Genomic DNA, 24,304 nt, shown 5'->3' with positions numbered 1-24,304 from the left:
TTCCCTCGAATCCAAGACTTGCGAGAAGCGAAACACACCATGATGCGCAGCCACTATTGCGGCCAATTGAACGAGAGCCTGGACGGCCAGGAAGTCACGCTTTGCGGTTGGGTGCACCGCCGCCGCGACCACGGCGGGGTGATCTTCCTCGACATCCGTGACCGCGAAGGCCTGGCCCAGGTGGTGTTCGACCCGGATCGCGCCGAGACCTTCGCCAAGGCCGACCGCGTGCGCAGCGAGTACGTGGTCAAGGTCACCGGCAAGGTGCGCATGCGTCCGGAAGGCGCACGCAACTCGAACATGGCCTCCGGCGCCATCGAGGTGCTGGGCTACGAACTGGATGTGCTGAACCAGGCTGAGACTCCGCCGTTCCCGCTGGACGAATATTCCGATGTGGGCGAGGAAACCCGCCTGCGCTACCGCTTCATCGACCTGCGCCGCCCGGAAATGGCCGCCAAGCTGAAGCTGCGCGCGCGCATCACCAGCAGCATCCGCCGCTACCTGGACGACAACGGCTTCCTCGACGTCGAGACGCCGATCCTCGGCCGCCCGACCCCCGAGGGCGCACGCGACTACCTGGTGCCCAGCCGCACCTACCCGGGCCACTTCTTCGCCCTGCCGCAGTCGCCGCAGCTGTTCAAGCAACTGCTGATGGTCGCCGGCTTCGACCGCTACTACCAGATCGCCAAGTGCTTCCGCGACGAGGACCTGCGCGCCGACCGCCAGCCGGAATTCACCCAGATCGACATCGAGACCAGCTTCCTCGACGAGAGCGACATCATCGCCATCACCGAGAAGATGGTGCGCCAGCTGTTCAAGGAAGTGCTGGACGTGGAGTTCGACGAATTCCCGCACATGCCCTTCGAAGAGGCCATGCGCCGCTATGGCTCGGACAAGCCGGACCTGCGCATCCCGCTGGAACTGGTGGACGTCGCCGACCAGCTCAAGGAAGTCGAGTTCAAGGTCTTCTCCGGCCCGGCCAACGATCCGAAAGGCCGTGTCGCTGCCCTGCGCGTTCCGGGCGCCGCGTCCATGCCGCGTAGCCAGATCGACGACTACACCAAGTTCGTCGGCATCTACGGCGCCAAGGGCCTGGCCTACATCAAGGTCAACGAGCGCGCCAAGGGCGTCGAGGGCCTGCAGTCGCCGATCGTCAAGTTCATCCCCGAGGCCAACCTCAACGTGATCCTCGATCGCGTCGGCGCCGTGGATGGCGACATCGTGTTCTTCGGCGCCGACAAGGCGAAAGTCGTCTGTGACGCCCTGGGCGCGCTGCGCATCAAGGTCGGCCATGACCTCAAGCTGCTCACCAAGGAGTGGGCGCCGATGTGGGTCGTGGACTTCCCGATGTTCGAAGAGAACGAGGACGGCAGCCTGACTTCGCTGCACCACCCGTTCACCTCGCCCAAGTGCAGCCCGCAAGAGCTGGAGGCCAACCCGGCCGCCGCGCTGTCCCGCGCCTACGACATGGTGCTCAACGGCACCGAGCTGGGCGGTGGTTCCATCCGTATCCACGACAAGTCCATGCAGCAGGCGGTGTTCCGCGTGCTGGGCATCGATGATGCGGAGCAGGAAGAGAAGTTCGGCTTCCTCCTCGACGCCCTCAAGTACGGTGCCCCACCGCACGGCGGCCTGGCCTTCGGCCTGGACCGCCTGGTGATGCTGATGACCGGCGCCGCGTCGATCCGCGAAGTGATCGCCTTCCCGAAAACCCAGAGCGCCGGCGACGTCATGACCCAGGCTCCGGGCACCGTGGACGGCAAGGCCCTGCGCGAGCTGCACATCCGCCTGCGCGAGCAGCAGAAGGCCGCCGAGTAATTCCAGATGAACCGCGGCGGCGCACAGCCTGCGCCGCCGCCGCAACAAGCTAGACGGAGTGAGTTATGGCTGGTCATTCCAAATGGGCCAACATCAAGCACCGCAAGGAGCGTCAGGACGCCAAGCGCGGGAAGATCTTCACCAAGCTGATCCGCGAACTGACGGTCGCCGCCAAGCAGGGCGGCGGCAACCCGGCTGACAACCCGCGTCTGCGCCTGGCCGTGGACAAGGCGCTGACTGCCAACATGACCCGCGACACCATCGATCGCGCCATCGCCCGTGGCGCCGGTTCGAACGACGCGGACAACATGGAAGAACTGACCTACGAAGGTTACGCGCCCAGCGGCGTGGCGATCATCGTCGAGGCCATGACCGACAACCGCAACCGCACCGCGGCGGAAGTGCGTCACGCCTTCAGCAAGTGCGGCGGCAACCTCGGCACCGATGGCTCGGTGGCCTACATGTTCGACCGCAAGGGGCAGATCAGCTTCGCCCCCGGCGTCGACGAGGATGCCCTGATGGAAGCGGCCCTGGAGGCCGGCGCCGACGACGTGGTGACCAATGACGACGGTTCCATCGACGTCTTCACCAGCTTCGCCGACTTCATCGCGGTGAACGAGGCGCTGACCGCCGCCGGCTTCAAGGGCGAGGAGGCGGAGATCTCGATGATCCCCTCGACCACCGCGACCCTGGACCTGGAGACCGCGCAGAAGGTGCTCAAGCTGATCGACATGCTCGAGGACCTGGACGACGTGCAGAACGTCTACTCCAACGCAGACATCCCCGAAGAGGTGATGGCGCAGCTTGGCTGACGCCATCCCCGACATGGGCCTCGCGCCGGAAGCCGGAGCCGTCGGATTCGACCGCTCCGGCTTCCGGCTTTTGGTTTCCGGCATATGACCCTGATCCTAGGCATCGACCCCGGCTCGCGTATCACCGGCTTCGGCGTGGTGAAGGATACCGGTCGTGGCTGCGAATACATCGCTTCCGGTTGCATCCGTACCGGCAGCGGCCCCCTGCACGAACGCCTGCAGATCGTCTTCCGCGGCGTGCGCGAGGTCATCCAGACCTACCACCCGACCATGATGGGCATCGAGCAGGTGTTCATGGCGCGCAACGCCGACTCCGCGCTCAAGCTCGGCCAGGCCCGCGGCGCGGCCATAGTCGCGGCGGCGGAGGAGGGGCTGGAGATCGCCGAATACACCGCCAGCCAGGTCAAGCAGGCCATCGCCGGCACCGGCGGGGCCGACAAGCTGCAGGTCCAGATGATGGTCATGCACCTGCTGAAACTGACGCAGAAACCGCAGATCGACGCCTCCGACGCCCTGGCCATCGCCCTGTGCCACGCCCACACCCGGCAGAGCCTGGTGCCCCATGGCCTGTCCACCGCGCGCCGCCGCGGCGGGCGCCTGCGCCTTTGACCGACAACCTGCAAGGACCCTGAGCCGTGATTGGACGCCTGCGTGGCACCCTGGCGGAAAAGCAGCCGCCGCACCTGATCCTCGACGTCAACGGCATCGGCTACGAGCTGGAAGTGCCGATGACCACCCTTTATCGCCTGCCCGCCCTCGGCGAGCCGGTGACCCTGCACACGCACCTGGTGGTGCGCGAAGATGCCCACCTGCTCTACGGCTTCGCCGAGAAGCGCGAGCGCGAGCTGTTCCGCGAGCTGATCCGCCTCAACGGCGTCGGCCCCAAGCTGGCCCTGGCCCTGATGTCGGGCCTGGAAGTGGATGAGCTGGTGCGTTGCGTGCAGGCGCAGGATACTTCCACCCTGGTGAAGATCCCCGGGGTCGGCAAGAAGACCGCCGAGCGCCTGCTGGTGGAGCTCAAGGACCGCTTCAAGGCCTGGGAGAACATGCCGACCATCGCCCCTCTGGTGACGGAACCGAAACTGGCCGCAACAGTCTCAAGCGCCGAGGCCGATGCCGTCAGCGCGCTGATCGCGCTAGGCTTCAAACCCCAGGAGGCGAGCCGCGCCGTGGCCGCCGTGGAGGAAAAAGATTTGTCCAGCGAAGAACTCATCCGCCGCTCGCTCAAGGGCATGGTCTAGGTAGCCGCGCATGATCGAGACCGATCGCCTGATCTCGGCCGCCACCGCCGGCCCTCGCGAGCGCGAGGAGCAGCTGGACCGTGCCATCCGTCCGCTGAGCCTGTCCGACTACATCGGCCAGCCCAGCGTGCGCGAGCAGATGGAGCTGTTCATCAGCGCCGCCCGCGGCCGCAAGGAGGCCCTGGACCACACGCTGATCTTCGGCCCGCCGGGCCTGGGCAAGACCACCCTGGCGAACATCATCGCCCAGGAGATGGGCGTGGCCATCAAGAGCACCTCCGGCCCGGTGCTGGAGCGCCCGGGTGATCTCGCCGCGCTGCTGACGAATCTCGAGCCGGGCGACGTGCTTTTCGTCGACGAGATCCACCGCCTCTCGCCCATCGTCGAAGAGGTGCTGTACCCGGCGATGGAAGACTTCCAGCTCGACATCATGATCGGCGAAGGGCCGGCGGCGCGCTCCATCAAGCTCGACCTGCCGCCCTTCACCCTGGTCGGCGCCACCACCCGCGCCGGCATGCTGACCAACCCGCTGCGCGACCGCTTCGGCATCGTCCAGCGCCTGGAGTTCTACAGCGTCGACGACCTGGCGACCATCGTCGCCCGTTCGGCCGGCATCCTCGGCCTGGACATGGACCCGGCCGGGGCCTTCGAGATCGCCCGCCGCGCCCGTGGCACGCCGCGCATCGCCAACCGCCTGCTGCGCCGCGTGCGCGATTTCGCCGAGGTGCGCGCCCGCGGGGCGATCAGCAGCGAGGTGGCGGACAAGGCGCTGAACCTGCTGGACGTCGACGAACGTGGCTTCGACCACCAGGACCGGCGTCTACTGCTGACCATGATCGACAAGTTCGACGGCGGGCCGGTGGGGCTGGACAATATCGCCGCGGCCATCGGCGAAGAAAAACATACGATCGAAGACGTGCTGGAGCCCTATTTGATCCAGCAAGGCTATATCATGCGCACGCCGCGGGGACGGGTCGTCACCCGGCATGCGTACCTGCATTTCGGCCTGAAACTGCCGAAGCGGATGGGTGAGGGGGCGATGCCGGATCTTTTCTCCCCTGAAGATGGTAATTAATTGCATTTGTGGCTGATTGCCGATTGGCAAAGCCCCAACTTGGTTCTAGAGTATGCGCGCGCAACACGGGGGTCAGCCGTTCGAGCATCGATTCCGGGTCTATTACGAGGACACCGATGCAGGCGGCATCGTCTACTACGTCAACTACCTCAAGTTCATGGAGCGGGCTCGCACCGAGCGGCTGCGGGCTCTGGGCTTCGCCCAATCCCAGCTGGCAGGTGAGAACCTGCTTTTCGTCGTTCATTCGGCCGAAGCGCGCTACCACGCGCCGGCCCGCCTGGACGACGAACTGGTCGTCAGCGCCGAGGTCGAGGAGTTGAACCGCGCGAGCCTGCGTTTCCGTCAACAGGTTCGTCGAGCGTCGGATTCGGCCTTGCTATGCGAGGGCCGCTTCCTGGTGGCGTGCGTACGGGCCGACAACCTCAGGCCCCGCGCCATCCCCGAAGTGTTGCGTGCGGCATTTGCCGGCACTCCGGACACCCTTTCAGCAGGAGAATAACGTGGAACCGAACGTCGTCGACCATACCTCCATGTGGAGCCTGATCAGCAACGCCAGTATCGTGGTGCAGCTGGTCATGCTCACCCTGGTGGCCGCCTCGGTCACTTCTTGGATCATGATCTTCCAGCGCAGCAATATGATGCGCTCGGCCAAGAAAGCCCTGGATGGCTTCGAAGAACGCTTCTGGTCGGGCATCGACCTGTCCAAGCTGTACCGCCAGGCCGGCAGCAACCCCGACCCGGACTCGGGCGTGGAGCAGATCTTCCGTGCCGGCTTCAAGGAATTCTCGCGCCTGCGCCAGCAGCCCGGCGTCGACCCGGACGCGGTGATGGAAGGCGTGGCCCGTTCCATGCGCGTGGCCATCTCCCGTGAGGAAGAGAAGCTGGAAACCAGCCTGCCGTTCCTCGCCACCGTCGGTTCCACCAGCCCGTACATCGGCCTGTTCGGCACCGTCTGGGGCATCATGAACTCCTTCCGCGGCCTGGCCGCCGTGCAGCAGGCCACCCTGGCCACCGTCGCCCCCGGCATCGCCGAGGCCCTGGTCGCCACCGCCATCGGCCTGTTCGCAGCGATCCCCGCAGTCATCGCCTATAACCGCTTCGCCGCGCGTTCGGAAATGCTGATCGGCCGCTACTACACCTTCGCCGACGAGTTCCAGGCCATCCTGCACCGCAAAGTCCACGCCAGCGACGATTGACCAGAGAGGTAAGCCGACATGGCAAGGGTCCGTCATAAACGCAAGCCGGTCGCGGAAATGAACGTGGTGCCATACATCGACGTGATGCTGGTACTGCTGGTCATTTTCATGGTGACCGCACCGATGCTGAACCAGGGGGTCAAGGTCGATTTGCCCAAGGTTTCCAGCGAAGTGCTCCCGCAGGACAACGATTCGCGGGTGCTGACCATATCGATCAAGGCCGACAAGACCTACTACTGGAACATGGGTTCGGAAGTCGATCCCGACCAGGGCAAGGGCAGTCAGACCGCGATCAATCTCGACCAGCTGGTGAGCGCAGCCACCGGCATCATGGCCGAGAACAGCCGTCAGGGTAAGAAAGTGCAGGTCTTCGTGCGTGGCGACAAGGCTGTCGACTACGGCTCCGTCATGGCTGTCATGGGCGGATTGCAGAAGGCCGGTGTGGGTAACGTCGGGCTGATCACCGAGGCGCCCGGAACCTGATATGCACCAACTCGAACGCTCTCCATCGGAAAGCTACTTCTGGCCGGTCGTACTGGCGGTAGCGCTGCACGTCCTGATTTTCGCGATGCTCTTCGTCAGCTGGGCCATGACGCCCGAGCTGCCGCCTGCGCGTCCGATCGTCCAGGCCACGCTCTACCAGCTCAAGTCCAAGAGCCAGGCCACGCAGCAGACCAACCAGAAGATCGCCGGGGAGGCGAAGAAGACCTCTGCCAAGCAGTACGAACAGGAACAGCTGGAGCAAAAGAAGGTCGAGCAGCAAGCCATAGCCGAAGCGAAAGCTGCGGAACAAAAGAAAGCCGATGAGGCTCGAAAGGCTTCGGAGGCCGAGAAAGCTGCAGATGCAGCCAAGGCCGCCGAGGCGAAGAAGGCCGCAGACGCCGCCAAGAAGGCGGCCGAGGCCAAGGCTGCGGCGCAGAAGCAGCAGGCCGACATCGCCAAGAAGAAGGCCGAGGAAGAGGCCAAGAAGCAAGCCGAGGAAGAAGCCAAGAAACAAGCCGCGGAGGAGGCCAAGAAGAAGGCTGCCGAAGAGGCCAGGAAGAAAGCCGAGGAGCAGGCCAAGAAACTCGCCGCCGCGGAGGACGCCAAGAAGAAGGCGGCCGCCGACGCCGCGAAGAAGAAGGCCGCTGCCCAGGCTGCGGCGAAGAAGGCTCAGGAAGACAAGAAGGCCCAGGCCCTGGCCGAACTGCTGTCCGACGACACGCAGCGGCAGCAGGCCCTGGCCGACGAACAGGGCAACGAGGTGGCAGGCAACTTCGACGACCTGATCCGCTCGCGGGTATCCGAGGGCTGGTCGCGTCCGCCATCGGCCCGTAACGGCATGAGTGTTACCGTGCAGATCAACATGCTGCCCGATGGCACCATCACCAATGCGACCGTCGTCCGCTCCAGCGGCGACAAGGCGTTCGACAGTTCCGCGGTGAATGCCGTGAGGAACGTCGGTCGCATTACTGAAATGCAGGGCCTGAGTCCCAAGGACTTCAATCCCTACCGTTCCTTCAAGATGACCTTCACGCCTGAGGACCTCACGCTGTGATCAAGATTTTCAGAGGATTGCTCGTCGCCCTGCTCTGCGTGGCAGGCGTGGCGATGGCAGATGAGAAGAACATTCTGGTGACCAGCGGCGCCGATCGCGCCGTGCCGATCGCCGTGGTGCCCTTCGGCTGGCAGGGCGGCAACGTCCTGCCCGACGACATGGCCAACATCATCGGCAACGACCTGCGCAACTCCGGCTACTTCGAGCCGATCCCGCGGCAGAACATGATCAGCCTGCCGGCCCAGGCCAGCGAGGTGATCTACCGCGACTGGCAGGCCCTGGGCGCGCAATACGTGCTGATCGGCAACATCACCCCGGCCGGCGGCCGCCTGCAGGTGCAGTACGGCCTGTTCAACGTCGCCACCCAGCAGCAGATCGTCACCGGCAGCGTCGGCGGCAGCGTCGAGCAGCTGCGCGACATGTCGCACTTCATCGCCGACCAGTCGTTCGAGAAGCTCACCGGCATCAAGGGCGCCTTCTCCACCAAGCTGCTCTACGTGACCGCCGAGCGCTTCTCCGCCGACAACACCCGCTTCACCCTGCAGCGCGCCGACTATGACGGCGCCCGCCCGGTGACCCTGCTGCAGTCGCGCGAGCCGATCCTCTCGCCGCGCTTCTCGCCCGACGGCCGGCGCATCGCCTACGTGTCCTTCGAGCAGAAGCGCCCGCGCATCTTCATGCAGTACGTGGATACCGGCCGCCGCGAGCAGCTGACCAACTTCGAAGGCCTCAACGGCGCCCCGGCGTTCTCCCCGGACGGCAACCGCCTGGCCCTGGTGCTGTCGCGCGACGGCAACCCGGAGATCTACCTGATGGACCTGGGCTCGCGCCAGCTGCGCCGCCTGACCAACAACGCGGCCATCGACACCGAGCCCTTCTGGGGCAAGGACGGCTCGACGCTGTACTTCACCTCGGACCGTGGCGGCAAGCCGCAGATCTACAAGATGAACGTCAACAGCGGCGCCACCGACCGCGTGACCTTCACCGGCAACTACAACGCCAACCCGAAACTCTCGGCCGACGAGAAGACCCTGGTGATGGTCCACCGCCAGGAAGGTTTCACCAACTTCCAGATCGCCGCCCAGGACCTGCAACGCGGCAATCTGCGGGTGCTTTCGAACACCACGCTCAACGATTCGCCCACTGTTGCGCCAAATGGCACGATGCTAATATACGCCACCCGCCAGCAGGACCGGGGCGTGTTGATGCTCGCCAGCATCAACGGACGTGTTCGGTTACCGCTACCCACCGCTCAGGGCGACGTGCGCGAGCCATCCTGGTCCCCTTACCTGAACTGACGGTTGCCAACTGTTCCAAACTTATACACTGGGGTTCATTAGGAGTTACATGATGGAAATGCTGAAATTCGGCAAATTTGCCGTTATCGCCCTCGCCATGGCTGTAGCCGTAGGTTGCTCGTCCAAGAAAGGCGATGCTACTGGTGAAGGCGCCAATGGCGGCGTTGACCCGAACGCTGGCTACGGCGCCAACAGCGGTGCCGTTGACGGCAGCCTGAGCGACGAAGCCGCTCTGCGTGCGATCACCACCTTCTACTTCGAGTACGACAGCTCCGACCTGAAGCCGGAAGCCATGCGCGCTCTGGACGTACACGCCAAGGACCTGAAAGGCAGCGGCCAGCACGTCGTCCTGGAAGGCCACACCGACGAACGCGGCACCCGCGAGTACAACATGGCTCTGGGTGAGCGTCGCGCCAAGGCCGTTCAGCGCTACCTGGTGCTGCAGGGCGTGTCCCCGGCTCAGCTGGAACTGGTTTCCTACGGTAAAGAGCGTCCGGTTGCCACCGGCCACGACGAACAGTCCTGGGCTCAGAACCGTCGCGTTGAGCTGAAGAAGTAAGACCCTATGCGCCTGCGACTCCTGACCTTGATGGTCTGCGGCCTGCCGCTGATGGCGGCGGCCGCGGTTCCGGTGGTGGATGGTAACGATGGCGGCTACGCCAGCGCGCCGCCCGCGGGGTACGGCACCGCAGGTGCTGATGGTGCTTATGCCGGTGGCGGGGCGGCTGCGGCCGCTCCCGTCTCCGGGCAAGCCCAGCTGTTCCTGCAACTGCAGCAGATGCAGGACGAGATCGCCCGCCTGCGCGGCACCCTCGAAGAACAGCAGAACCAGATCCAGCAGCTGAAGCAGGAAAGCCTCGAGCGTTATCAGGACCTCGACCGCCGCCTTTCCTCCGCTCCGGCAGCCCAGAACCCCTCCACCGACGGCAGCGCCGCCGGTGCGGGCGCAGCGGCCGGCGCCGCTGCCGCCCAGCAGCAACAGGCCCAGCCCGCGAGCAGCGAGCCGGGCGATCCGGCGAAAGAGAAGCTCTACTACGACGCGGCTTTCGACCTGATCAAGGCCAAGGACTTCGACAAGGCCAGCCAGGCCTTCGGCGCCTTCCTGCGCAAATACCCCAGCAGCCAGTACGCCGGCAACGCGCAGTACTGGCTGGGCGAGGTGAACCTGGCCAAGGGCGACCTGCAGGGCGCCGGCCAGGCCTTCGCCAAGGTCAGCCAGGCCTATCCGAGCAGCCCCAAGGTGCCGGACTCGCTGTACAAGCTGGCCGACGTGGAGCGCCGTCTGGGCAACAGCGACAAGGCCCGTGGCATTCTCCAGCAGGTGGTCGCCCAGTACCCGGGCAGCTCCGCCGCCCAGTTGGCCCAGCGGGACCTGAAGAGCCTCAAGTAAGCCTCGTGTTCATCTGAAAACGCCGTTTCTTCCAGCAGGGGGAAACGGCGTTTTTCATTCCTGCCGGGCATGCTCCTCCTGTAGGAGCGAGCTTGCTCGCGAACCTTTATCCCGCGCTCTGATCCTCACCCGTAGGTTTCTGCGTAGGGCGCATAGCGCCTACGGCGTTATCCGCCGGATCGCGGACGGAGTCCGCTCCTACGGTTCCAGGGAAGCACGGGCGTAGGGGCGGACTTTGTCCGCGATTGGATTCACCGGCCACGCCAGACGCCCCGGTGGCACGAGTCCCGTAGGATGGGTTGAGCAAAGCGATACCCATCACCATGGCCCGATGGGTATCGCAAGCTCAACCCATCCTACGAAAAGCTCCTCGACGCAGACAGTTGCTCCTACGGTTCAGGGAAGCACGGACGTAGGAGCGGACTTTGTCCGCGATTGGATTCACCGGCCACGCCGGACGCCCCGGTGGCACGAACAGCCTAGCCCCTACGAAAAGCGTGCCCGCCCGTTACACCCGAACGAACGACTCTGCGCGCCGAACACCTGGTTTTCCGTTAGAATCGCCGCCACCCGGAGCCGCGGAGCGGTTTCAGCTCGGCTGATGTCTGCCCGCCCGGGAATTCCCGAACGCCTGGCGTTCGTTCGATTACACCGCAACGGAGGCGGATGGCCTGTGTAGCCGTCACGCCCGTGGCTGATATGCAACAGACCCTGCGAATCACCGAGATCTTCTACTCGTTGCAGGGGGAAGCGCGCACCGTCGGATTGCCGACCGTGTTCGTGCGCCTGACCGGCTGCCCCCTGCGTTGCCAGTACTGCGACTCCGCCTACGCCTTCAGTGGCGGCGAGATCCGCAGCCTGGACAGCATCCTCGAAACCGTCGCCGGCTACCGGCCGCGCTACGTCTGCGTCACCGGCGGCGAGCCGCTGGCGCAGCCCAACTGCCTGCCGCTGCTGCAGCGCCTGTGCGACGCCGGTTACTCGGTATCCCTGGAGACCAGCGGCGCGCTGGACATCTCCGCCACCGACCGCCGCGTCAGCCGGGTGCTCGACCTGAAGACCCCGGGCTCCGGCGAGGTGCGCCGCAACCGCTACGAGAACATCGCCGAGCTCACCGGCAACGACCAGGTCAAGTTCGTCCTCTGCTCCCGCGAGGACTACGACTGGGCGGTGTCCAAGCTGATCGAATACCGCCTCGACGAGCGCGCCGGCGAAGTGCTGTTCTCGCCGAGTCATCACCAGCTGGCGCCGCGCGAGCTGGCCGACTGGATAGTCGCCGACAACCTGCCGGTGCGCTTCCAGATGCAACTGCACAAGATCCTCTGGAACGACGAACCGGGCCGCTGAGACGCGGACGGGAAGGGTAACCACATGACTCAGAAGAAAGCCGTCATCCTGCTCTCCGGCGGGCTCGACTCCGCCACCGTGGTAGCCATGGCCAAGGCCGAGGGCTACGCCTGCTACAGCATGAGCTTCGACTATGGCCAGCGCCACCGCGCCGAACTCCAGGCCGCCGAGCGCGTGGCCCGCCAATTGGGCGTGGTCGAGCACAAGGTCATCGGCCTGAACCTCAACGGCATCGGCGGCTCGGCGCTGACCGACAGCAGCATCGCCGTGCCCGAGGCGCCCAGCGAGGGCATCCCGGTGACCTACGTGCCGGCGCGCAACACCGTGTTCCTTTCCCTGGCCCTGGGCTGGGCCGAGGTGCTCGGTGCGCGGGACATCTTCATCGGCGTCAACGCCGTGGACTATTCCGGCTACCCGGACTGCCGCCCCGAGTTCGTCGAGGCCTTCGAGCGCATGGCCAACCTGGCCACCAAGGCGGGAGTGGAAGGCGATGGCTTCCGCATCCAGGCGCCGCTGCAGTTCCTCTCCAAGGCGCAGATCATCCAGGCCGGCGTGGCCCGCGGCGTGGACTACGCGCTCACCGTGAGCTGCTACCAGGCGGACGACGCAGGCCGCGCCTGCGGCAAGTGCGACAGCTGCCGTCTGCGCGCCGAAGGCTTCGCCGCGGCGGGAATTTCAGACCCTACGCGATATTTCTGAAAAATTTTTCGTAAAGGTGTTGTTTTTGCGTTAGAAATCAGTATTATACGCCTCGCGTTGGGTCGTTAGCTCAGTCGGTAGAGCAGTTGGCTTTTAACCAATTGGTCGTAGGTTCGAATCCTACACGACCCACCACTTCGCAAAGCCCCTGGCCATCGGCCAGGGGCTTTTTCTTTGCCCGCGGGAAACTCAGAACGGCCGGCTGCCGCCCAGGCTGATGCGCTTCAGGCGGCGCCGCTCGCTGGCCGGGAAGGCGTTGCGGCCGTGCAGGGTGGCCTGGTTGTCCCACCAGACGATGTCGCCGACCTGCCATTTGTGGCTGTAGATCAGCTCCGGCTTCTGCAGGTGGGCGCGCAGGCGCTCGACCAGGGCCTTGCCCTGCTGCGGCTCATGGCCGGGGATTTCCACTTCGGTGTGGACGCTGAGGTAGAGCACGCGCTTGCCGCTTTCCGGATGGGTGCGCACCAGCGGGTGCTCGGTGCCCTGGATCGGCTCGATGTCCGGGGTGCGGTAGGTGACGAAACCGCCCGAATAGCCGTTCTTCAGGCGCACGAAGGGGTTGTAGCTGACCAGCCGCAGGTCGTCGATTTCCTTGCGCGTGGCTGCGTCCAGGCTCTGGTAGGCGAGCGCCAGGTTGGTGAACAGGGTTTCGCCGCCCTGGCTCGGCACTTCCAGCGCGTAGAGGAAGGAGCCGGAGGAGGGCAGCGGCGTCCACTGGTGGTCGATGTGCGCGGGCAGGGCGAAGTTGCCCAGTTCGCCATCGCCGGTGTTGGCCACCTTGACGATGTCCGGGGCCTTGCCATCGGCGCCGGAAGACAGCACCGGCACGTCCGCCGGCGGCTGGAACACCGCGCCGAACAGGGTGGCGAAGTTCAGGTACTGCCGATCGTCCAGTTGCTGATTCCTGAAGATGAGGATGTGGTGGTCGCGGTGGGCCTGCTTGATCGCCAGGATCTGCTCGGGCGTCAGCGGCTGGCGTGCGTCCAGGCCGCGGACTTCGGCGCCCAGCGGGGCGTCGAGGGGGATGATGGTGAAGGGTTCGGGGGTGATCTTCAGGGCGGAGGATTGGCTCATGCTTGGGTGCTCCGTATCGGGTTTGGGTTGCCCTGTCCCCAGCCCTCGGCTGCGCGCCCCGCCCTGAAGGGAGAGGGGGCTTGTCCGTGCCGAGAGAAGGAATGCTTTCAGTCGGAAACCAACGGTGCTGCCGGCTGACTCTGAAATATCCGAGTACTCTGAACGGTCCCCTCTCCCTTCAGGGAGAGGGTTAGGGAGAGGGGCTCTTGCTGTGCTTTCAGGCTTTCCTGACAGTCCGACTCCGCTGCCCATCCACCCCCACCGGTACCTCACCGGCCAGCGTCACGCGCCGCACGATGCGCGGCTGGGTGCCGTAGTCGTCCACCGCGTAGTGCTGGGTGGCGCGGTTGTCCCAGATGGCCACGTCGCCGGCCTGCCAGCGCCAGCGCACGGTGTTTTCCAGGCGGGTGACGTGGCTCTGCAGTACCGCGAAGAGGTGCTGGGAGTCGTGCTGCGACAGGCCCTTCAGGCGCTTCACGAAGTGCCCCAGCAGCAGGTTGCGCTCGCCGCTGACGGGGTGCACGCGCACCACCGGGTGCTCGGTCTCGTAGACGGTGGAGGTGAACACCTTGCGGTACTGCTCCAGGCGCGCCGGGTCGGCGTTGGGTTTGATGGCGGCGTAGTCGTATTCATTGCTGTGCACCGCCCAGAGCTTGTCGGCCAGGGCCTTGAGTTCGTCGCTGAGGTCGTCGTAGGCGCTCGCGGTGTTGGCCCAGATGGTGTCGCCGCCGGCCTGCGGGGCCACCACGTTGCGCAGGATCGAGGCCTTCGGGTAGGCCTCGACGAAGGTCACGTCGGTGTGCCAGGAGTTGGCCCGGCGGCCTTCTGCGCCGTCCAGTTCGAGCAGGTATTCGGTGCCGTCGCGCACCGGCACCGTCGGGTGCGCCACCGGCTCGCCGAGCAGCTTGGCGAAGGCTTCCTGGCCCTGGTCGTCGAGCTGGCTCTGGCCGCGGAAGAAGATCACCTTGTGCTTCACCAGGGCGGCCTGGATGGCCTCGACCGTGGCCGTGTCCAGCTGGCCGGAAAGCGTCACCCCGCGGATCTCGGCGCCGATGCGCCCGGCCACCGGGTGGATGTCGAGTTGTACGGCGGGTCGAATGGCTTGTGCTGCGTTGCTCATCTCGTGTTCCTCATTGCTGTAGGTGGTACTGCAAGGAGCCGCGCGGGGCGGCGAGTGGGATCAGAAGTCGTAGCGGACCGAGGCGCCCAGGGTGCGCGGCTGGCCCACCGAGGCGGTGTAGGAGCCGTTGATGCTAGCGAAGGCGGCCAGGTAGTAGTCCTTGTCGAAGGCGTTCTTCAGCCAGACCGAGGCGTCCAGCTGGCCGTCGCCCAAGTCGTGGCGCACGCCCACGGAGAAGTTCGCCAGGCCGTAGCCGGGGATCTTCGAAAGGTCGGAATCGTCCAGGGTGCCCTCGGCCTCGGAGCGGTACGAATAGCTGGCGTTGACGTAGGGCTCGAAGCGGTTGGCCAACTGCCACTTGTATTCGCCGTTGAGGTTGGCGATCCATTTCGAGGCGCCGACCACGCGCTTGCCGGTGAGGTCGCAGCTGGCCGGGGCGCCGGGCTGGGTGCTGATCTCGGCCGGGCACGGGGCGTCCTTGAACGACAGGTAGCTGACGTCGTTGTAGGAGCCGTTGAAGTTCAGCGTCAGGCCGCGCAGCGGCAGCGCGGTGGCCTCCAGCTCCAGGCCGCGGGAGCGCACGCTGCCGGCGTTGGACAGCACCTGCACCAGTTGGGTGGAGCCGGCCGGCTGGTACAGGGTGGTGGCCTGGTAGCCGTGGATGCCGGTCCAGAAAATGTTGGCGTTGAGCTGCAGGCGGCGGTCGAGCAGCGTCGACTTGATCCCCAGTTCGGCATCGTTGGCGCGTTCCGGGCCGACCAGCAGCGAGTCGGCGCCGGCGCTCGGCGCGCTGGCCACCGCCAGGTTCACCCCGCCGGACTTCTCGCCGTGGGACAGCGAGGCATAGCCCAGCAGCTCGTCGCTGAACTGGTAGCTCAGGCTGAGCAGTGCCGAGGGGGCGAAGCTGTAGACGCTGAGGTCGCCGGAATCGTAGGCGCCCAGTTGGCCGTTGCGCACCACCGCGCCGGCGCCGCTCACGGGCGCACCGCCCACCGGCGCGTAGCGCTTCACCTTGGCGTCCTTCTCCTCGTAGGTGCCGCGCAGGCCGGCGGTGAAGTCGAGTTTGTCGGTGAGGTGCCAGGTACCCTGGGAGAAGAGCGCGAAGCTGTCCGTCTCGATCTTGCCGTTGGCCTTGCTGGAGGTGTCGTTCAGGGCGTTGAGGTTGGTGCCCAGCAGGTAGCTGTCGGCGAAGGGGCCGTAGTCGGTGAAGGTCTTGTTGCCCAGGTTCTGGTTGAACGCGTAGGCGCCGACCACATAGTCGAAGGCGCCGCCGGTGGGCGAGGCCAGGCGGATTTCCTGGGAGAACTGGCGGTCGCGCACCGCCACCCCGGTGTTGCGGATCGCCGAGACGTTCAACTGCTCGTCGTTGGCCGGGGTGAAGTTCCAGAAGCGGTAGGCGCTGATGGAGGTCAGGGTGAAGTCGTTGGCCAGCTTCCAGTTGGCCTCCACCGAACTGCCGCCCTGGTGCACGCTGACGTGCTGGCGGCTGTCGATGTTGACCTTGTGCCGGTCCGGATCGGCGATCGGCGAGGCGCCGACCAGCGCAGCGCGCTGCCAGAAGCGCGGGGCGGCGCCGTAGACCACCATGCTGCCGTTGCTGGAGTCCTCCTCGTTGTATTCGCTGATCCAGCGCAGGCTGAAGTCCTCGCTGGGCTTGTACAGCAGCTGGCCGCGGATGCCCTGGCGCTCGCCGCCGTTGAGCTTGTTGTCGTCGTGGATGTTGGTGATGTAGCCGTCGCTGCGCGTGCGGTAGGCGGAAACGCGCCCGGCCAGTTCGTCGGTGAGTGGCCCGGAGACGGTGCCGCGGCCCTGGAAGTAGCCTTCCTGGCCGCCGGAGACCTCCACCGTGCGCTCGGGGGTGAAGGTCGGCGCACGGGTGCTGATGTTCAGCACGCCGGCGGTGGTGTTCTTGCCGAACAGCGTGCCTTGCGGGCCGCGCAACAGCTCCAGCTGCTCGATGTCCAGCAGGTCGAACACCGCCATGCCCGGGCGGCCCAGGTAGACGTTGTCCAGGTAGACCCCGGCGGAGCCCTCCAGGCCGTCGCTGGCCGGGTTGTTGCCGATGCCGCGCACGGCGATGCTCGACTGGCGGGCGTGGATGTAGGCGACGTTGACGCTGGGCAGCACCTGCTGCAGGTCCTGCACCTTGGTGATGCGCTGGTTCTCCAGGGTGGCGCCGTCGAGCACGGTGATCGGCGTGGGTACCTTCTGCGAGTCTTCCTCGCGGCGCCGGGCGGTGACCGTGACCTTGCCCAGGGCGGTGGCCTGGGTGCTGGTGCCCTTGTCGGCGGTGCTGGCGGCCTCGGGCGTGGCGCTGGCCTCGTCCTGCTCGGCGGCCTGCAGCGGCAGCGCGCCGCCCAGGGCGAGCAGCAGGGCCAGGGCATAGTCGGGGGCGCCGGGCCGGGTTCGGCCGGGGCGCAGCGTGAACGGGGTTTGCAGCGAAGCACTCTGGCTCATCGTCTTTTCCTTGCATCAGGCACTGCCCGGCGGATCGCGGGCAACAGGGGGCCGCGCCATGCGGGGCATGGCGGAAACGGCTCTCTTCTAATCGGTGGGCGTCGTCCGGCGACGCCGGGGCTCAGCGGCTACAGCCGCGAGAGGGAAGCATTCGTGCCGGCAGCAGGCGTGGGGCGAAAGGGTGCAAAGCCATTGGGGGCTCCTGGTCGAGGGGCATATTCTTATTTCTTAAAAGAATAAATTTAAGTTTTATTCTTCGTTGACGGAATAAGAGCTTGCATTTAAAACCAGCGCATCCCCGACGGCAAATGCCTTTGTCCAATATTTTCAATGCCGGTAAAGCATCATGGATCTGCGCCAACTGCGTTACTTCATCGCCCTCACCGAACACCGCAGTTTCGTCCGCGCGGCCGATGCCATGGGCATCACCCAGCCGGCCTTCAGCCGCAGCATCCAGGGCCTGGAGCAGGAGCTGGGCTGCCAACTGGTGGACCGCGGCAGCAAGGAACTGCGCCCCACGCCGGAAGGCCAGGTGGTGCTGCAGCACGCGCTGCGCCTGGTGCAGGGCGCGGCCAACCTGACCCAGGAAATCACCCAGCTGAACAAGCTGGACGCCGGCGAGCTGCACTTCGGCTGCGGGCCGGCGCCAGCGCAGAAACTGGTGCCCGATGCGGTGGCGCGGCTGATCCAGCGGCATCCGCGGCTGCAGATCGATTTCCAGGTGGACAACTGGGAGCGCCTGTCGCGCAGCCTGCTGCGCGACGAGATCGAATTCTTCATCGCCGACATCCGCCACTTCGAGGCCGACCCCGGCTTCCAGACACGGCCGCTGAGCCCGCGCCGGGGCTTCTTCTTCTGCCGCACCGGGCATCCACTGCTGGCCAAGGAGAGCCTGTCCACCAACGATCTGTTCGCCTACCCGCTGGCCTCGGCGCGGATGCCGCCGGGCATCCGCAAGCTGCTGGCCAACCTCAGCGGCAAGAGCGACCTGCAGGCGAACATCCAGTGCGAGCACCTGGGCTCGCTGGTGCGCATCGTCAGCCAGACCGATGCCATCGGCGTGGGCAGCGAGGATGGTTTGCGCCATGCGCTGGCCAACGGCGAGGTGACGCGCCTGCACCTGCGCAACCTGCCGCACAACATCGACAGCCTGCAGGCGCGCTGCGGGATCGTCAGCCGTACCGGCTACCGCCTTTCGGCGGCGGCGCGGGCGTTGATCGAGATGTTGGTGGAGTTGGACGAGGAAGAGCGGAGTGCGGTGGCGTGAAGGTTTGCGGGGAGAGGGGCGTACGGTGGGTATGGCGTAGGGCGAATAACGCTCCGCGTTATCCGCCGTTTGGCCTTGATTCCAGGCGGCGCCGGGGTTGACCTGGGCGTGGGCTGGGGGCTTGGGTGAGGCGGCGTATAACCGCGAACGGTTATACGCCCTACGGTGGATTGGCGTTATCCGCGATCGAGCTCGCAGGCTGCTACGGCCTCAATCACTGCACCTGCGCCACCGGCTGCGCCGCGGCCAGCTTCGCGGCGCCGGCCAGGTAGTCCGGCCTGGCCCACTCGGCGGCCTTGAAGTCGCGGCGGATCAGGCCGTACTGCCTGGCCGCCTGGATCGAGGCGTCGAGCTGGCCGAGGAAGCCGGCGTCCAGTTGCGGCGACAGGGCCTCGGCCAGCGGGCGATCCTTGTATTCGGTCTGCAGGACGATCGGCGGGTAGCCGGCCTGGTTCGACACCAGGTCGATGAAGGCCGCGTGGTTGGCTTCGGCGCCGGCCCAGGCCAGGGCCTGCAGTTCCACCTTGAGCAGGCGCTGGGTGATTTCCGGGTGGGCGTCGACGAAGGCGCCGTTGCCTACCAGTACGGCTTGCAGGGTGCCGGCGCCGCCGAGGTCGCGGGTGCTCAGGGGGATTTCCGCCAGGCCCTTCTCGCGTAGGGCGAAGAGGCCGGCCAGGCCCCAGGTGGCGTCGATCTGCTTGGCCGCGAGGGCCGCCAGGGCGGCGTTGAAGTCCAGGCTGATGACCTTCAGGTCCTTCTCGCTCAGGCCAACGCTGGCCAGGGCGTTGTCGAACGACAGCTGGCTGGCGGTGCCGCGGAAGATGCCCACGCGCTTGCCCTTGAGGTCGGCCAGGGTCTTGATCCCCGAGCCCGGCTGCACGCCCAGGTAGTGGTTGACGCCGCGCCCGGTGGCGGCCAGCAGGCGGGTGTCCAGGCCGCTGGCCTTGCCGATGATGGCGGCCAGGTCGCCGAGGTAGGCGAAGTCCACCTGGCCGTTGGCGAAGGCCTCGTTGATCACCGGGCCGGCGCCCTTGAAGTAGGTCCACTTGATCTGGATGCCGTCGTTGGCGAACTCCTTCTCCAGCAGCTTGCGGGTGTAGAGCACGTCGACGAGGCCGCCGCCGGAATGGTTCTGCCCGGCGCCCACGTCGGGCACGGCGATGCGGATTTCCTTCGGCGCCTCGGCGGCGCTGGTGAACGGGGCATAAGCGCCGAGCAGCCCGACGAGCACCGGGGCGGCGAAGAGCGACAGCAACTGGTGGGTGAGGGCCTTCATGGCGCCTGCCTCCTGCGGGGGAATGGGAGAGGCACTAAGGCAGGTCGCGGATGATTAATAAAATAATAAAAATTTATTTTTTAATAATTTATGGAGATAAGTCAGCCAACATCCGCGCTGCCGGGCGAATGCACGCAAGGCATAAAAAATATTCGTCGAATGCATTGGCTGCGCAGGAGAGGCTTCCCTTAAATGGGGTTTCTTAGCTCATAAATGCATTGATAGATTTTTTCATATTCCAATGAAGAATATTTCTAAGGCACTCGCCTTGCTTGCGTACCCCACCGCAAGCGCTGCCGCATCGCAGCGGCTGGCGCTGATCGCTCCACGCTTGCTGCCCTGGCTGTTGCCGCTGAGCCTGTTTGTTCTCTGGTGGCTGGCCGCCGCCCAGCACTGGATGTCCGCGCAGATACTGCCGGCGCCGGCGCTGGTCTGGCAGAGCGCCCGCGAGCTGTTCGCCGGCGAGCTCTGGCAGCAGCTGTGGATCAGCCTGCAGCGGCTGTTCTGGGGCCTGCTCGCCGGCATCGCCAGCGGCGCGGCGCTGGGCGCCTGGCTGGGTTTCAGCCGCAGCGCCGAGCGCTTCGTGCTGCCGACCTTCCTGGCCCTGGCGCAGGTCCCCACGCTGGCCTGGATTCCGCTGTTCATGCTGTTCTTCGGCATCGGCGAACTGCTCAAGCTGGTGGTGCTGGTCAAGGCGGTGATAGTCCCGGTGGCGCTGCATACCTTGGTCGGCGTGCGCGACGCCCAGCCCAGGCTGCGCGAGGCCGCGGCCGTGCTGCGCCTGCCGCCGCCGCTGCTGGTGCGCCGGCTGCTGTTGCCGGCGGCGCTGCCGGCCTTCCTCACCGGCGTGCGCCTGGCCCTGGCCCAGGGTTGGACTTCGCTGCTGGCGGTGGAGCTGCTGGCCTCCAGCGAGGGCATCGGCTACCTGATGGTGCAGAGCCGCCAACTGTTCATGCTCGACGTGGTGTTCGTCTGCATCCTCGTCGTCGGCCTGGTGGGCGCGGCCATGGACCAGGGCATCCAGGCCCTGGAGCGGCGCCTGGTGCACTGGCCGCAGCAGGCCGCCGGCGAGTTCCGCCGTGGCGTCCGCGGCCAGGGCTGGCAGCGCCTGCAGCCGTGGCTGTTGCCGCTGGCGCTGGTCGGCTTGTGGCAGGCGGCGAGCGTTGGCCAGTGGGTCGACCCGGCCATCCTCGCCAGCCCCGCCGCGGTGGTCGAGGCCACCTGGCGCGGCCTGCTCGACGGCAGCCTGCCGACGGCCTTGCTGGCCAGCCTGCAGCGTTCCCTGCTCGGTCTGCTGCTGGGCGGCGGCGCCGGCTTCCTGCTGGGCCTGGCGCTGGGGCTGTGGCGCCCGGCGGAGCGCCTGCTCGGCCCGTCGTTCTCGGCTCTGCGCCAGGTGGCGATCTTCGCCTGGGTGCCGTTGCTCACCGCCTGGTTCGGCCTGGGCGAGGCGGCCAAGGTGGTGTTCGTCGCCCTGGCCAGTTTCTTCCCGCTGCTGCTGGCCACCCAGCGCGGCATCGCCAGCCTGCCGGCGCAACTGGGCGAGGCCGCCCGAGCGCTGCGCCTGTCGCCCTGGCAGCGCCTGCGCCGGCTGGTGCTGCCGGGCGCGGCGCCGTCGATCTTCGCCGGCCTGCGCCTGGGCCTGATCTACGCCTGGCTGGGCGCCATCGGCGCCGAGTACTTCATGCCCTCGGACGGCGGCATCGGCAGCCTGATGATCGGCGCCCAGCAGCTGTTCCGCATGGACCTGGTCAGCGCCGGGATGCTCCTGGTCGGCCTCACCGGCGCCCTGCTCGGCGCCCTCGGACAACGCATCGAAGCGCGCGCCACGCGCTGGAGACACGCATGAACGCTTTCACTTCCGCGCCCCTGGTGAGCTTCCGCCAGGTCGGCAAGAGCTTCCCGGTGGACGGCCGGCAACTGGAGGCCATCCAGCGCTTCGACCTGGACATCGCCGAGGGCGAGTTCATCGCCATCGTCGGCGCCAGCGGCTGCGGCAAGTCCACCCTGCTGCGCCTGCTGGTGGGCCTGGACCGCGAGTACCGCGGCGAGATCCGCATCGGCGACAGGGCCATCGACGGCATCGGCGGCGAGCGTGGCATCGTGTTCCAGGAGCACCGGCTGTTCCCCTGGCTGACGGTGGAGCAGAACGTCGCCCTGGGCCTGGTCAACGAGCCGCTGAGCGAGGAGGGCAGGGCGCGCAAGGTTGCCGACTACCTCGAACTGGTCGGCCTGTCCGCGTTCAACCGCGCCTACCCGCACCAGCTCTCCGGTGGCATGGCCCAGCGCGTGGCCATCGCCCGCGGCCTGGTGGCCAGCCCGCGCATCCTGCTGCTGGACGAACCCTTCGGCGCCCTCGACGCGCTGACCCGCCAGCAGTTGCAGGAAGAACTGCTGCGCATCCGCGAGCGCGAGCGCATCACCACCCTGCTGGTGACCCACGACGTGGAGGAGGCGCTGTTCCTGGCCGACCGCGTGGTGGTGATGGCGCCGCGCCCGGGGCGCATCAAGCGCATCGTCGAGGTGCCCCTGGCGCACCCGCGCGAGCGCGGCGGCTTCGACTTCCTGCGCCTGCGCGAGGAACTGCTGCACGAGCTGACCGGCGATGGCGACTACCTCGCGCCGCAGCCCAGGCGGGTGGAGAACCTGCCGTTCGAGTTCATCGCCTGCTGAGGCGCCTCTTCTTTTCGTAGGAGCGAGCTTGCTCGCGAACAGACTCCGCTGCGGGGCTCATTCGCGAGCAAGCTCGCTCCTACGAAGAGCCCCCGGCACGGCCTGCAAGACAGTTGCTCCTACATGAAACCTCCCAACTCTCCGAGTCCCGACATGAGCAAACGCCCCAACTTCCTGGTGATAGTCGCCGACGACCTCGGCTTCTCCGACATCGGCGCCTTCGGCGGCGAGATCGCCACGCCCAACCTCGACGCCCTGGCCCACGCCGGCCTGCGCCTGACCGACTTCCACACCGCGCCGACCTGCTCGCCGACGCGCTCGATGCTGCTCACCGGTACCGACCATCACATCGCCGGCATCGGCACCATGGCCGAGGCGCTGACGCCGGAGCTGGAAGGCAAGCCCGGTTACGAGGGCTACCTCAACGACCGCGTGGTGGCGCTGCCCGAACTGCTGCGCGAGGCCGGCTACCAGACGCTGATGGCCGGCAAGTGGCACCTGGGCCTGAAGGCCGAGCAGGCGCCCCACGCGCGCGGCTTCGAGCGTTCCTTCTCGCTGCTGCCCGGCGCCGCCAACCACTACGGCTACGAGCCGCCCTACGACGAAAGCACGCCGCGCATCCTCAAGGGCACGCCGGCGCTCTACATCGAGGACGACCGGTTCGTCGAGCAACTGCCCGAGGGCTTCTATTCCTCCGACGCCTTCGGCGACAAGCTGCTGCAGTACCTCAAGGAACGCGACCAGGCGCGGCCGTTCTTCGCCTACCTGCCGTTCTCCGCGCCGCACTGGCCGCTGCAGGCGCCCAAGGAGGTGGTGGACAAGTACCGCGGCCGCTACGACGCCGGCCCCGAGGCATTGCGTCAGGAGCGCCTGGCCCGGCTCAAGGACCTGGGTCTGGTGGCGCACGACGTCGAGGCGCACCCGGTGGTCGCCATCAGCCGCGAGTGGGAAACGCTGAGCGACGAGGAGCGGGCCAAGTCGGCGCGGGCCATGGAGGTCTACGCGGCGATGGTCGAGCGCATGGACTGGAACATCGGCCGGGTGGTCGACTACCTGCGCCGGCAGGGCGAGCTGGACAACACCTTCGTCCTGTTCATGTCCGACAACGGTGCCGAGGGCGCGCTGCTGGAAGCCTTCCCGAAGTTCGGCCCGGACCTGCTGGGCTTCCTCGACCAGCACTACGACAACAGCCTGGACAACATTGGCCGCGCCGATTCCTACGTCTGGTACGGCCCGCGCTGGGCCCAGGCGGCCACTGCGCCGTCGCGGCTGTTCAAGGCCTTCACCACCGAGGGCGGCATCCGCGTGCCGGCCTTCGTGCGCTACCCGCAGCTGGCGCGCCAGGGCGTGATCAGCGAGCAGTTCGCCACCGTCATGGACATCACCCCGACACTCCTCGACCTGGCCGGCGTGCGCCACCCGGGCAAGCGCTGGCGCGGCCGCGAGGTCGCCGAGCCGCGCGGCAAGTCCTGGCTGGGCTGGCTCTCCGGCGAGACCGAACGCGCCCACGACGAGAAGACCGTGACCGGCTGGGAGCTGTTCGGCATGCGCGCCATCCGCCAGGGCGACTGGAAGGCGGTGTACATCCCCGCGCCGGTGGGGCCGGCCAGTTGGCAGCTGTACGACCTGGGCAAGGATCCGGGCGAGATCCACGACCTGGCCGAGGCCCAGCCGGGCAAGCTGGCGGAGTTGATCGAGCACTGGAAGCAGTACGTCAACGAGACCGGCGTGGTGGAAGGGGCTTCGCCGTTCCTGGTGAAGTGATGCGCTGAGCGACGAAAAAGCCCCGGGCAGCGATGCCCGGGGCTTTTGTTTTGTAGTCCGCGGTACCAGGGAGGCACAGTTGTAGGAGCAACTGTCTTGTCGGCCGCGCCGAGGTGCTTTTCGTAGGATGGGTTGAGCTTGCGATACCCATCGGGCCATGGTGATGGGTATCGCTTCGCTCAACCCATCCTACGGGGCTCGTGAATAAGCCTCCGCAGCGGAGTGTGTTCGCGAGCAAGCTCGCTCCTACGAGAAGCCGTGCC

Annotated in this window: 22 protein-coding genes and 1 tRNA gene; 19 read left to right on the top strand and 4 right to left on the bottom strand. The window is 66.5% G+C overall.

From position 1 onward, the window contains the following. Positions 1-39: 39 nt before the first annotated feature. The 15 genes from aspS (at position 40) to M8R19_RS07370 (ending at position 12,548) form a co-directional block, all read left to right on the top strand. Complete coding sequence (aspS, locus tag M8R19_RS07440) at positions 40-1,818, top strand: aspartate--tRNA ligase (RefSeq protein ID WP_249917452.1); 1,779 nt, start codon at positions 40-42, stop codon at positions 1,816-1,818. A gap of 65 nt (positions 1,819-1,883) precedes the next feature. Next, the gene (locus M8R19_RS07435; RefSeq protein WP_009616929.1) at positions 1,884-2,630 is read left to right on the top strand and encodes a YebC/PmpR family DNA-binding transcriptional regulator; all 747 of its coding nucleotides are present in this window, start codon (positions 1,884-1,886) and stop codon (positions 2,628-2,630) included. Between the two features lie 84 nt (positions 2,631-2,714). Continuing rightward, positions 2,715-3,239: a crossover junction endodeoxyribonuclease RuvC gene (ruvC, locus tag M8R19_RS07430; protein ID WP_249917451.1), complete on the top strand. Its 525-nt coding sequence runs from the start codon at positions 2,715-2,717 to the stop codon at positions 3,237-3,239. 26 nt (positions 3,240-3,265) lie between these two features. Beyond that, positions 3,266-3,871, top strand: coding sequence for a Holliday junction branch migration protein RuvA (gene ruvA, locus M8R19_RS07425; protein WP_043267535.1), 606 nt, complete (start codon positions 3,266-3,268; stop codon positions 3,869-3,871). 10 nt (positions 3,872-3,881) lie between these two features. Then, complete coding sequence (gene ruvB, locus M8R19_RS07420; protein ID WP_058072037.1) at positions 3,882-4,946, top strand: Holliday junction branch migration DNA helicase RuvB; 1,065 nt, start codon at positions 3,882-3,884, stop codon at positions 4,944-4,946. Between the two features lie 52 nt (positions 4,947-4,998). Then, entirely contained in the window at positions 4,999-5,445 is a 447-nt protein-coding gene (gene ybgC / locus M8R19_RS07415) for a tol-pal system-associated acyl-CoA thioesterase (protein ID WP_074981475.1), read from the top strand. A 1-nt stretch (position 5,446) separates the two neighbouring features. Then, positions 5,447-6,142, top strand: coding sequence for a protein TolQ (tolQ, locus tag M8R19_RS07410; protein ID WP_009616939.1), 696 nt, complete (start codon positions 5,447-5,449; stop codon positions 6,140-6,142). A gap of 18 nt (positions 6,143-6,160) precedes the next feature. Next, complete coding sequence (gene tolR, locus M8R19_RS07405) at positions 6,161-6,625, top strand: protein TolR (RefSeq protein WP_074981477.1); 465 nt, start codon at positions 6,161-6,163, stop codon at positions 6,623-6,625. Between the two features lies 1 nt (position 6,626). Then, complete coding sequence (tolA, locus tag M8R19_RS07400) at positions 6,627-7,679, top strand: cell envelope integrity protein TolA (RefSeq protein ID WP_249917450.1); 1,053 nt, start codon at positions 6,627-6,629, stop codon at positions 7,677-7,679. Positions 7,680-7,732: 53 nt separating this feature from the next. Next, entirely contained in the window at positions 7,733-8,977 is a 1,245-nt protein-coding gene (gene tolB / locus M8R19_RS07395) for a Tol-Pal system beta propeller repeat protein TolB (protein ID WP_218585322.1), read from the top strand. Positions 8,978-9,029: 52 nt separating this feature from the next. Next, the gene (gene pal, locus M8R19_RS07390) at positions 9,030-9,536 is read left to right on the top strand and encodes a peptidoglycan-associated lipoprotein Pal (protein WP_009616943.1); all 507 of its coding nucleotides are present in this window, start codon (positions 9,030-9,032) and stop codon (positions 9,534-9,536) included. Between the two features lie 6 nt (positions 9,537-9,542). Continuing rightward, complete coding sequence (gene ybgF / locus M8R19_RS07385; protein WP_249917449.1) at positions 9,543-10,367, top strand: tol-pal system protein YbgF; 825 nt, start codon at positions 9,543-9,545, stop codon at positions 10,365-10,367. Between the two features lie 699 nt (positions 10,368-11,066). Beyond that, a complete protein-coding gene (queE, locus tag M8R19_RS07380) occupies positions 11,067-11,714 on the top strand; it encodes a 7-carboxy-7-deazaguanine synthase QueE (protein ID WP_024128550.1) in 648 nt (215 codons plus the stop codon). 24 nt (positions 11,715-11,738) lie between these two features. Then, positions 11,739-12,413: a 7-cyano-7-deazaguanine synthase QueC gene (queC, locus tag M8R19_RS07375; RefSeq protein WP_074981488.1), complete on the top strand. Its 675-nt coding sequence runs from the start codon at positions 11,739-11,741 to the stop codon at positions 12,411-12,413. A gap of 59 nt (positions 12,414-12,472) precedes the next feature. Further along, positions 12,473-12,548: transfer RNA gene (locus M8R19_RS07370), tRNA-Lys, on the top strand. Positions 12,549-12,602: 54 nt separating this feature from the next. Here the strand turns inward: M8R19_RS07370 and M8R19_RS07365 are convergent. The 3 genes from M8R19_RS07365 to M8R19_RS07355 all read right to left on the bottom strand — a co-directional run bounded on the left by M8R19_RS07365 (position 12,603) and on the right by M8R19_RS07355 (position 17,064). Beyond that, positions 12,603-13,487 carry a TauD/TfdA dioxygenase family protein gene (locus M8R19_RS07365; RefSeq protein ID WP_116423079.1) on the bottom strand — a complete coding sequence of 295 codons (885 nt, stop codon included), beginning with the start codon at positions 13,485-13,487 and terminating at the stop codon, positions 12,603-12,605. Positions 13,488-13,704: 217 nt separating this feature from the next. Beyond that, complete coding sequence (locus M8R19_RS07360) at positions 13,705-14,607, bottom strand: TauD/TfdA dioxygenase family protein (RefSeq protein ID WP_249917448.1); 903 nt, start codon at positions 14,605-14,607, stop codon at positions 13,705-13,707. A 60-nt stretch (positions 14,608-14,667) separates the two neighbouring features. After that, positions 14,668-17,064 carry a TonB-dependent receptor gene (locus tag M8R19_RS07355; protein WP_249917447.1) on the bottom strand — a complete coding sequence of 799 codons (2,397 nt, stop codon included), beginning with the start codon at positions 17,062-17,064 and terminating at the stop codon, positions 14,668-14,670. A 346-nt stretch (positions 17,065-17,410) separates the two neighbouring features. Here M8R19_RS07355 and M8R19_RS07350 point away from each other — a divergent pair, with 346 nt between their 5' ends. Beyond that, positions 17,411-18,331 (top strand): LysR family transcriptional regulator, encoded by a 921-nt coding sequence (locus M8R19_RS07350; RefSeq protein WP_249917446.1) that lies wholly within the window; start codon positions 17,411-17,413, stop codon positions 18,329-18,331. Between the two features lie 214 nt (positions 18,332-18,545). Here M8R19_RS07350 and M8R19_RS07345 read toward each other — a convergent pair whose 3' ends face one another. Further along, complete coding sequence (locus M8R19_RS07345; protein WP_249917445.1) at positions 18,546-19,607, bottom strand: ABC transporter substrate-binding protein; 1,062 nt, start codon at positions 19,605-19,607, stop codon at positions 18,546-18,548. Positions 19,608-19,848: 241 nt separating this feature from the next. Here M8R19_RS07345 and M8R19_RS07340 point away from each other — a divergent pair, with 241 nt between their 5' ends. From M8R19_RS07340 to M8R19_RS07330, 3 genes are all read left to right on the top strand, one after another. Beyond that, entirely contained in the window at positions 19,849-21,453 is a 1,605-nt protein-coding gene (locus M8R19_RS07340; RefSeq protein WP_249917444.1) for an ABC transporter permease, read from the top strand. After that, a complete protein-coding gene (locus M8R19_RS07335) occupies positions 21,450-22,277 on the top strand; it encodes an ABC transporter ATP-binding protein (protein WP_249917443.1) in 828 nt (275 codons plus the stop codon). Before M8R19_RS07340 ends, M8R19_RS07335 begins: the two co-directional genes overlap by 4 nt. Before the next feature lie 153 nt (positions 22,278-22,430). Then, positions 22,431-24,041 (top strand): arylsulfatase, encoded by a 1,611-nt coding sequence (locus tag M8R19_RS07330; RefSeq protein ID WP_249917442.1) that lies wholly within the window; start codon positions 22,431-22,433, stop codon positions 24,039-24,041. Positions 24,042-24,304 lie beyond the last annotated feature (263 nt).

The organism is Pseudomonas sp. R3.Fl (assembly GCF_023516765.1).
GTDB classification, from domain to species: Bacteria; Pseudomonadota; Gammaproteobacteria; order Pseudomonadales; family Pseudomonadaceae; genus Pseudomonas; species Pseudomonas citronellolis.
The sequence above is the reverse complement of the archived record's forward strand: the minus strand, read 5'-3'. Positions and strand labels throughout refer to the sequence as shown.

Bases quoted from the DNA above. Each gene is read 5' to 3' on its own strand.
- aspS (WP_249917452.1), top strand. From the start codon at position 40: ATGATGCGCAGCCACTATTGCGGCCAATTGAACGAGAGCCTGGACGGC.
- M8R19_RS07435 (WP_009616929.1), top strand. From the start codon at position 1,884: ATGGCTGGTCATTCCAAATGGGCCAACATCAAGCACCGCAAGGAGCGT.
- ruvC (WP_249917451.1), top strand. From the start codon at position 2,715: ATGACCCTGATCCTAGGCATCGACCCCGGCTCGCGTATCACCGGCTTC.
- ruvB (WP_058072037.1), top strand. From the start codon at position 3,882: ATGATCGAGACCGATCGCCTGATCTCGGCCGCCACCGCCGGCCCTCGC.
- ybgC (WP_074981475.1), top strand. From the start codon at position 4,999: ATGCGCGCGCAACACGGGGGTCAGCCGTTCGAGCATCGATTCCGGGTC.
- tolR (WP_074981477.1), top strand. From the start codon at position 6,161: ATGGCAAGGGTCCGTCATAAACGCAAGCCGGTCGCGGAAATGAACGTG.
- tolA (WP_249917450.1), top strand. From the start codon at position 6,627: ATGCACCAACTCGAACGCTCTCCATCGGAAAGCTACTTCTGGCCGGTC.
- tolB (WP_218585322.1), top strand. From the start codon at position 7,733: ATGGCAGATGAGAAGAACATTCTGGTGACCAGCGGCGCCGATCGCGCC.
- pal (WP_009616943.1), top strand. From the start codon at position 9,030: ATGGAAATGCTGAAATTCGGCAAATTTGCCGTTATCGCCCTCGCCATG.
- ybgF (WP_249917449.1), top strand. From the start codon at position 9,543: ATGCGCCTGCGACTCCTGACCTTGATGGTCTGCGGCCTGCCGCTGATG.
- queE (WP_024128550.1), top strand. From the start codon at position 11,067: ATGCAACAGACCCTGCGAATCACCGAGATCTTCTACTCGTTGCAGGGG.
- queC (WP_074981488.1), top strand. From the start codon at position 11,739: ATGACTCAGAAGAAAGCCGTCATCCTGCTCTCCGGCGGGCTCGACTCC.
- M8R19_RS07365 (WP_116423079.1), bottom strand. From the start codon at position 13,487: ATGAGCCAATCCTCCGCCCTGAAGATCACCCCCGAACCCTTCACCATC.
- M8R19_RS07360 (WP_249917448.1), bottom strand. From the start codon at position 14,607: ATGAGCAACGCAGCACAAGCCATTCGACCCGCCGTACAACTCGACATC.
- M8R19_RS07355 (WP_249917447.1), bottom strand. From the start codon at position 17,064: ATGAGCCAGAGTGCTTCGCTGCAAACCCCGTTCACGCTGCGCCCCGGC.
- M8R19_RS07350 (WP_249917446.1), top strand. From the start codon at position 17,411: ATGGATCTGCGCCAACTGCGTTACTTCATCGCCCTCACCGAACACCGC.
- M8R19_RS07345 (WP_249917445.1), bottom strand. From the start codon at position 19,607: ATGAAGGCCCTCACCCACCAGTTGCTGTCGCTCTTCGCCGCCCCGGTG.
- M8R19_RS07340 (WP_249917444.1), top strand. From the start codon at position 19,849: ATGAAGAATATTTCTAAGGCACTCGCCTTGCTTGCGTACCCCACCGCA.
- M8R19_RS07335 (WP_249917443.1), top strand. From the start codon at position 21,450: ATGAACGCTTTCACTTCCGCGCCCCTGGTGAGCTTCCGCCAGGTCGGC.
- M8R19_RS07330 (WP_249917442.1), top strand. From the start codon at position 22,431: ATGAGCAAACGCCCCAACTTCCTGGTGATAGTCGCCGACGACCTCGGC.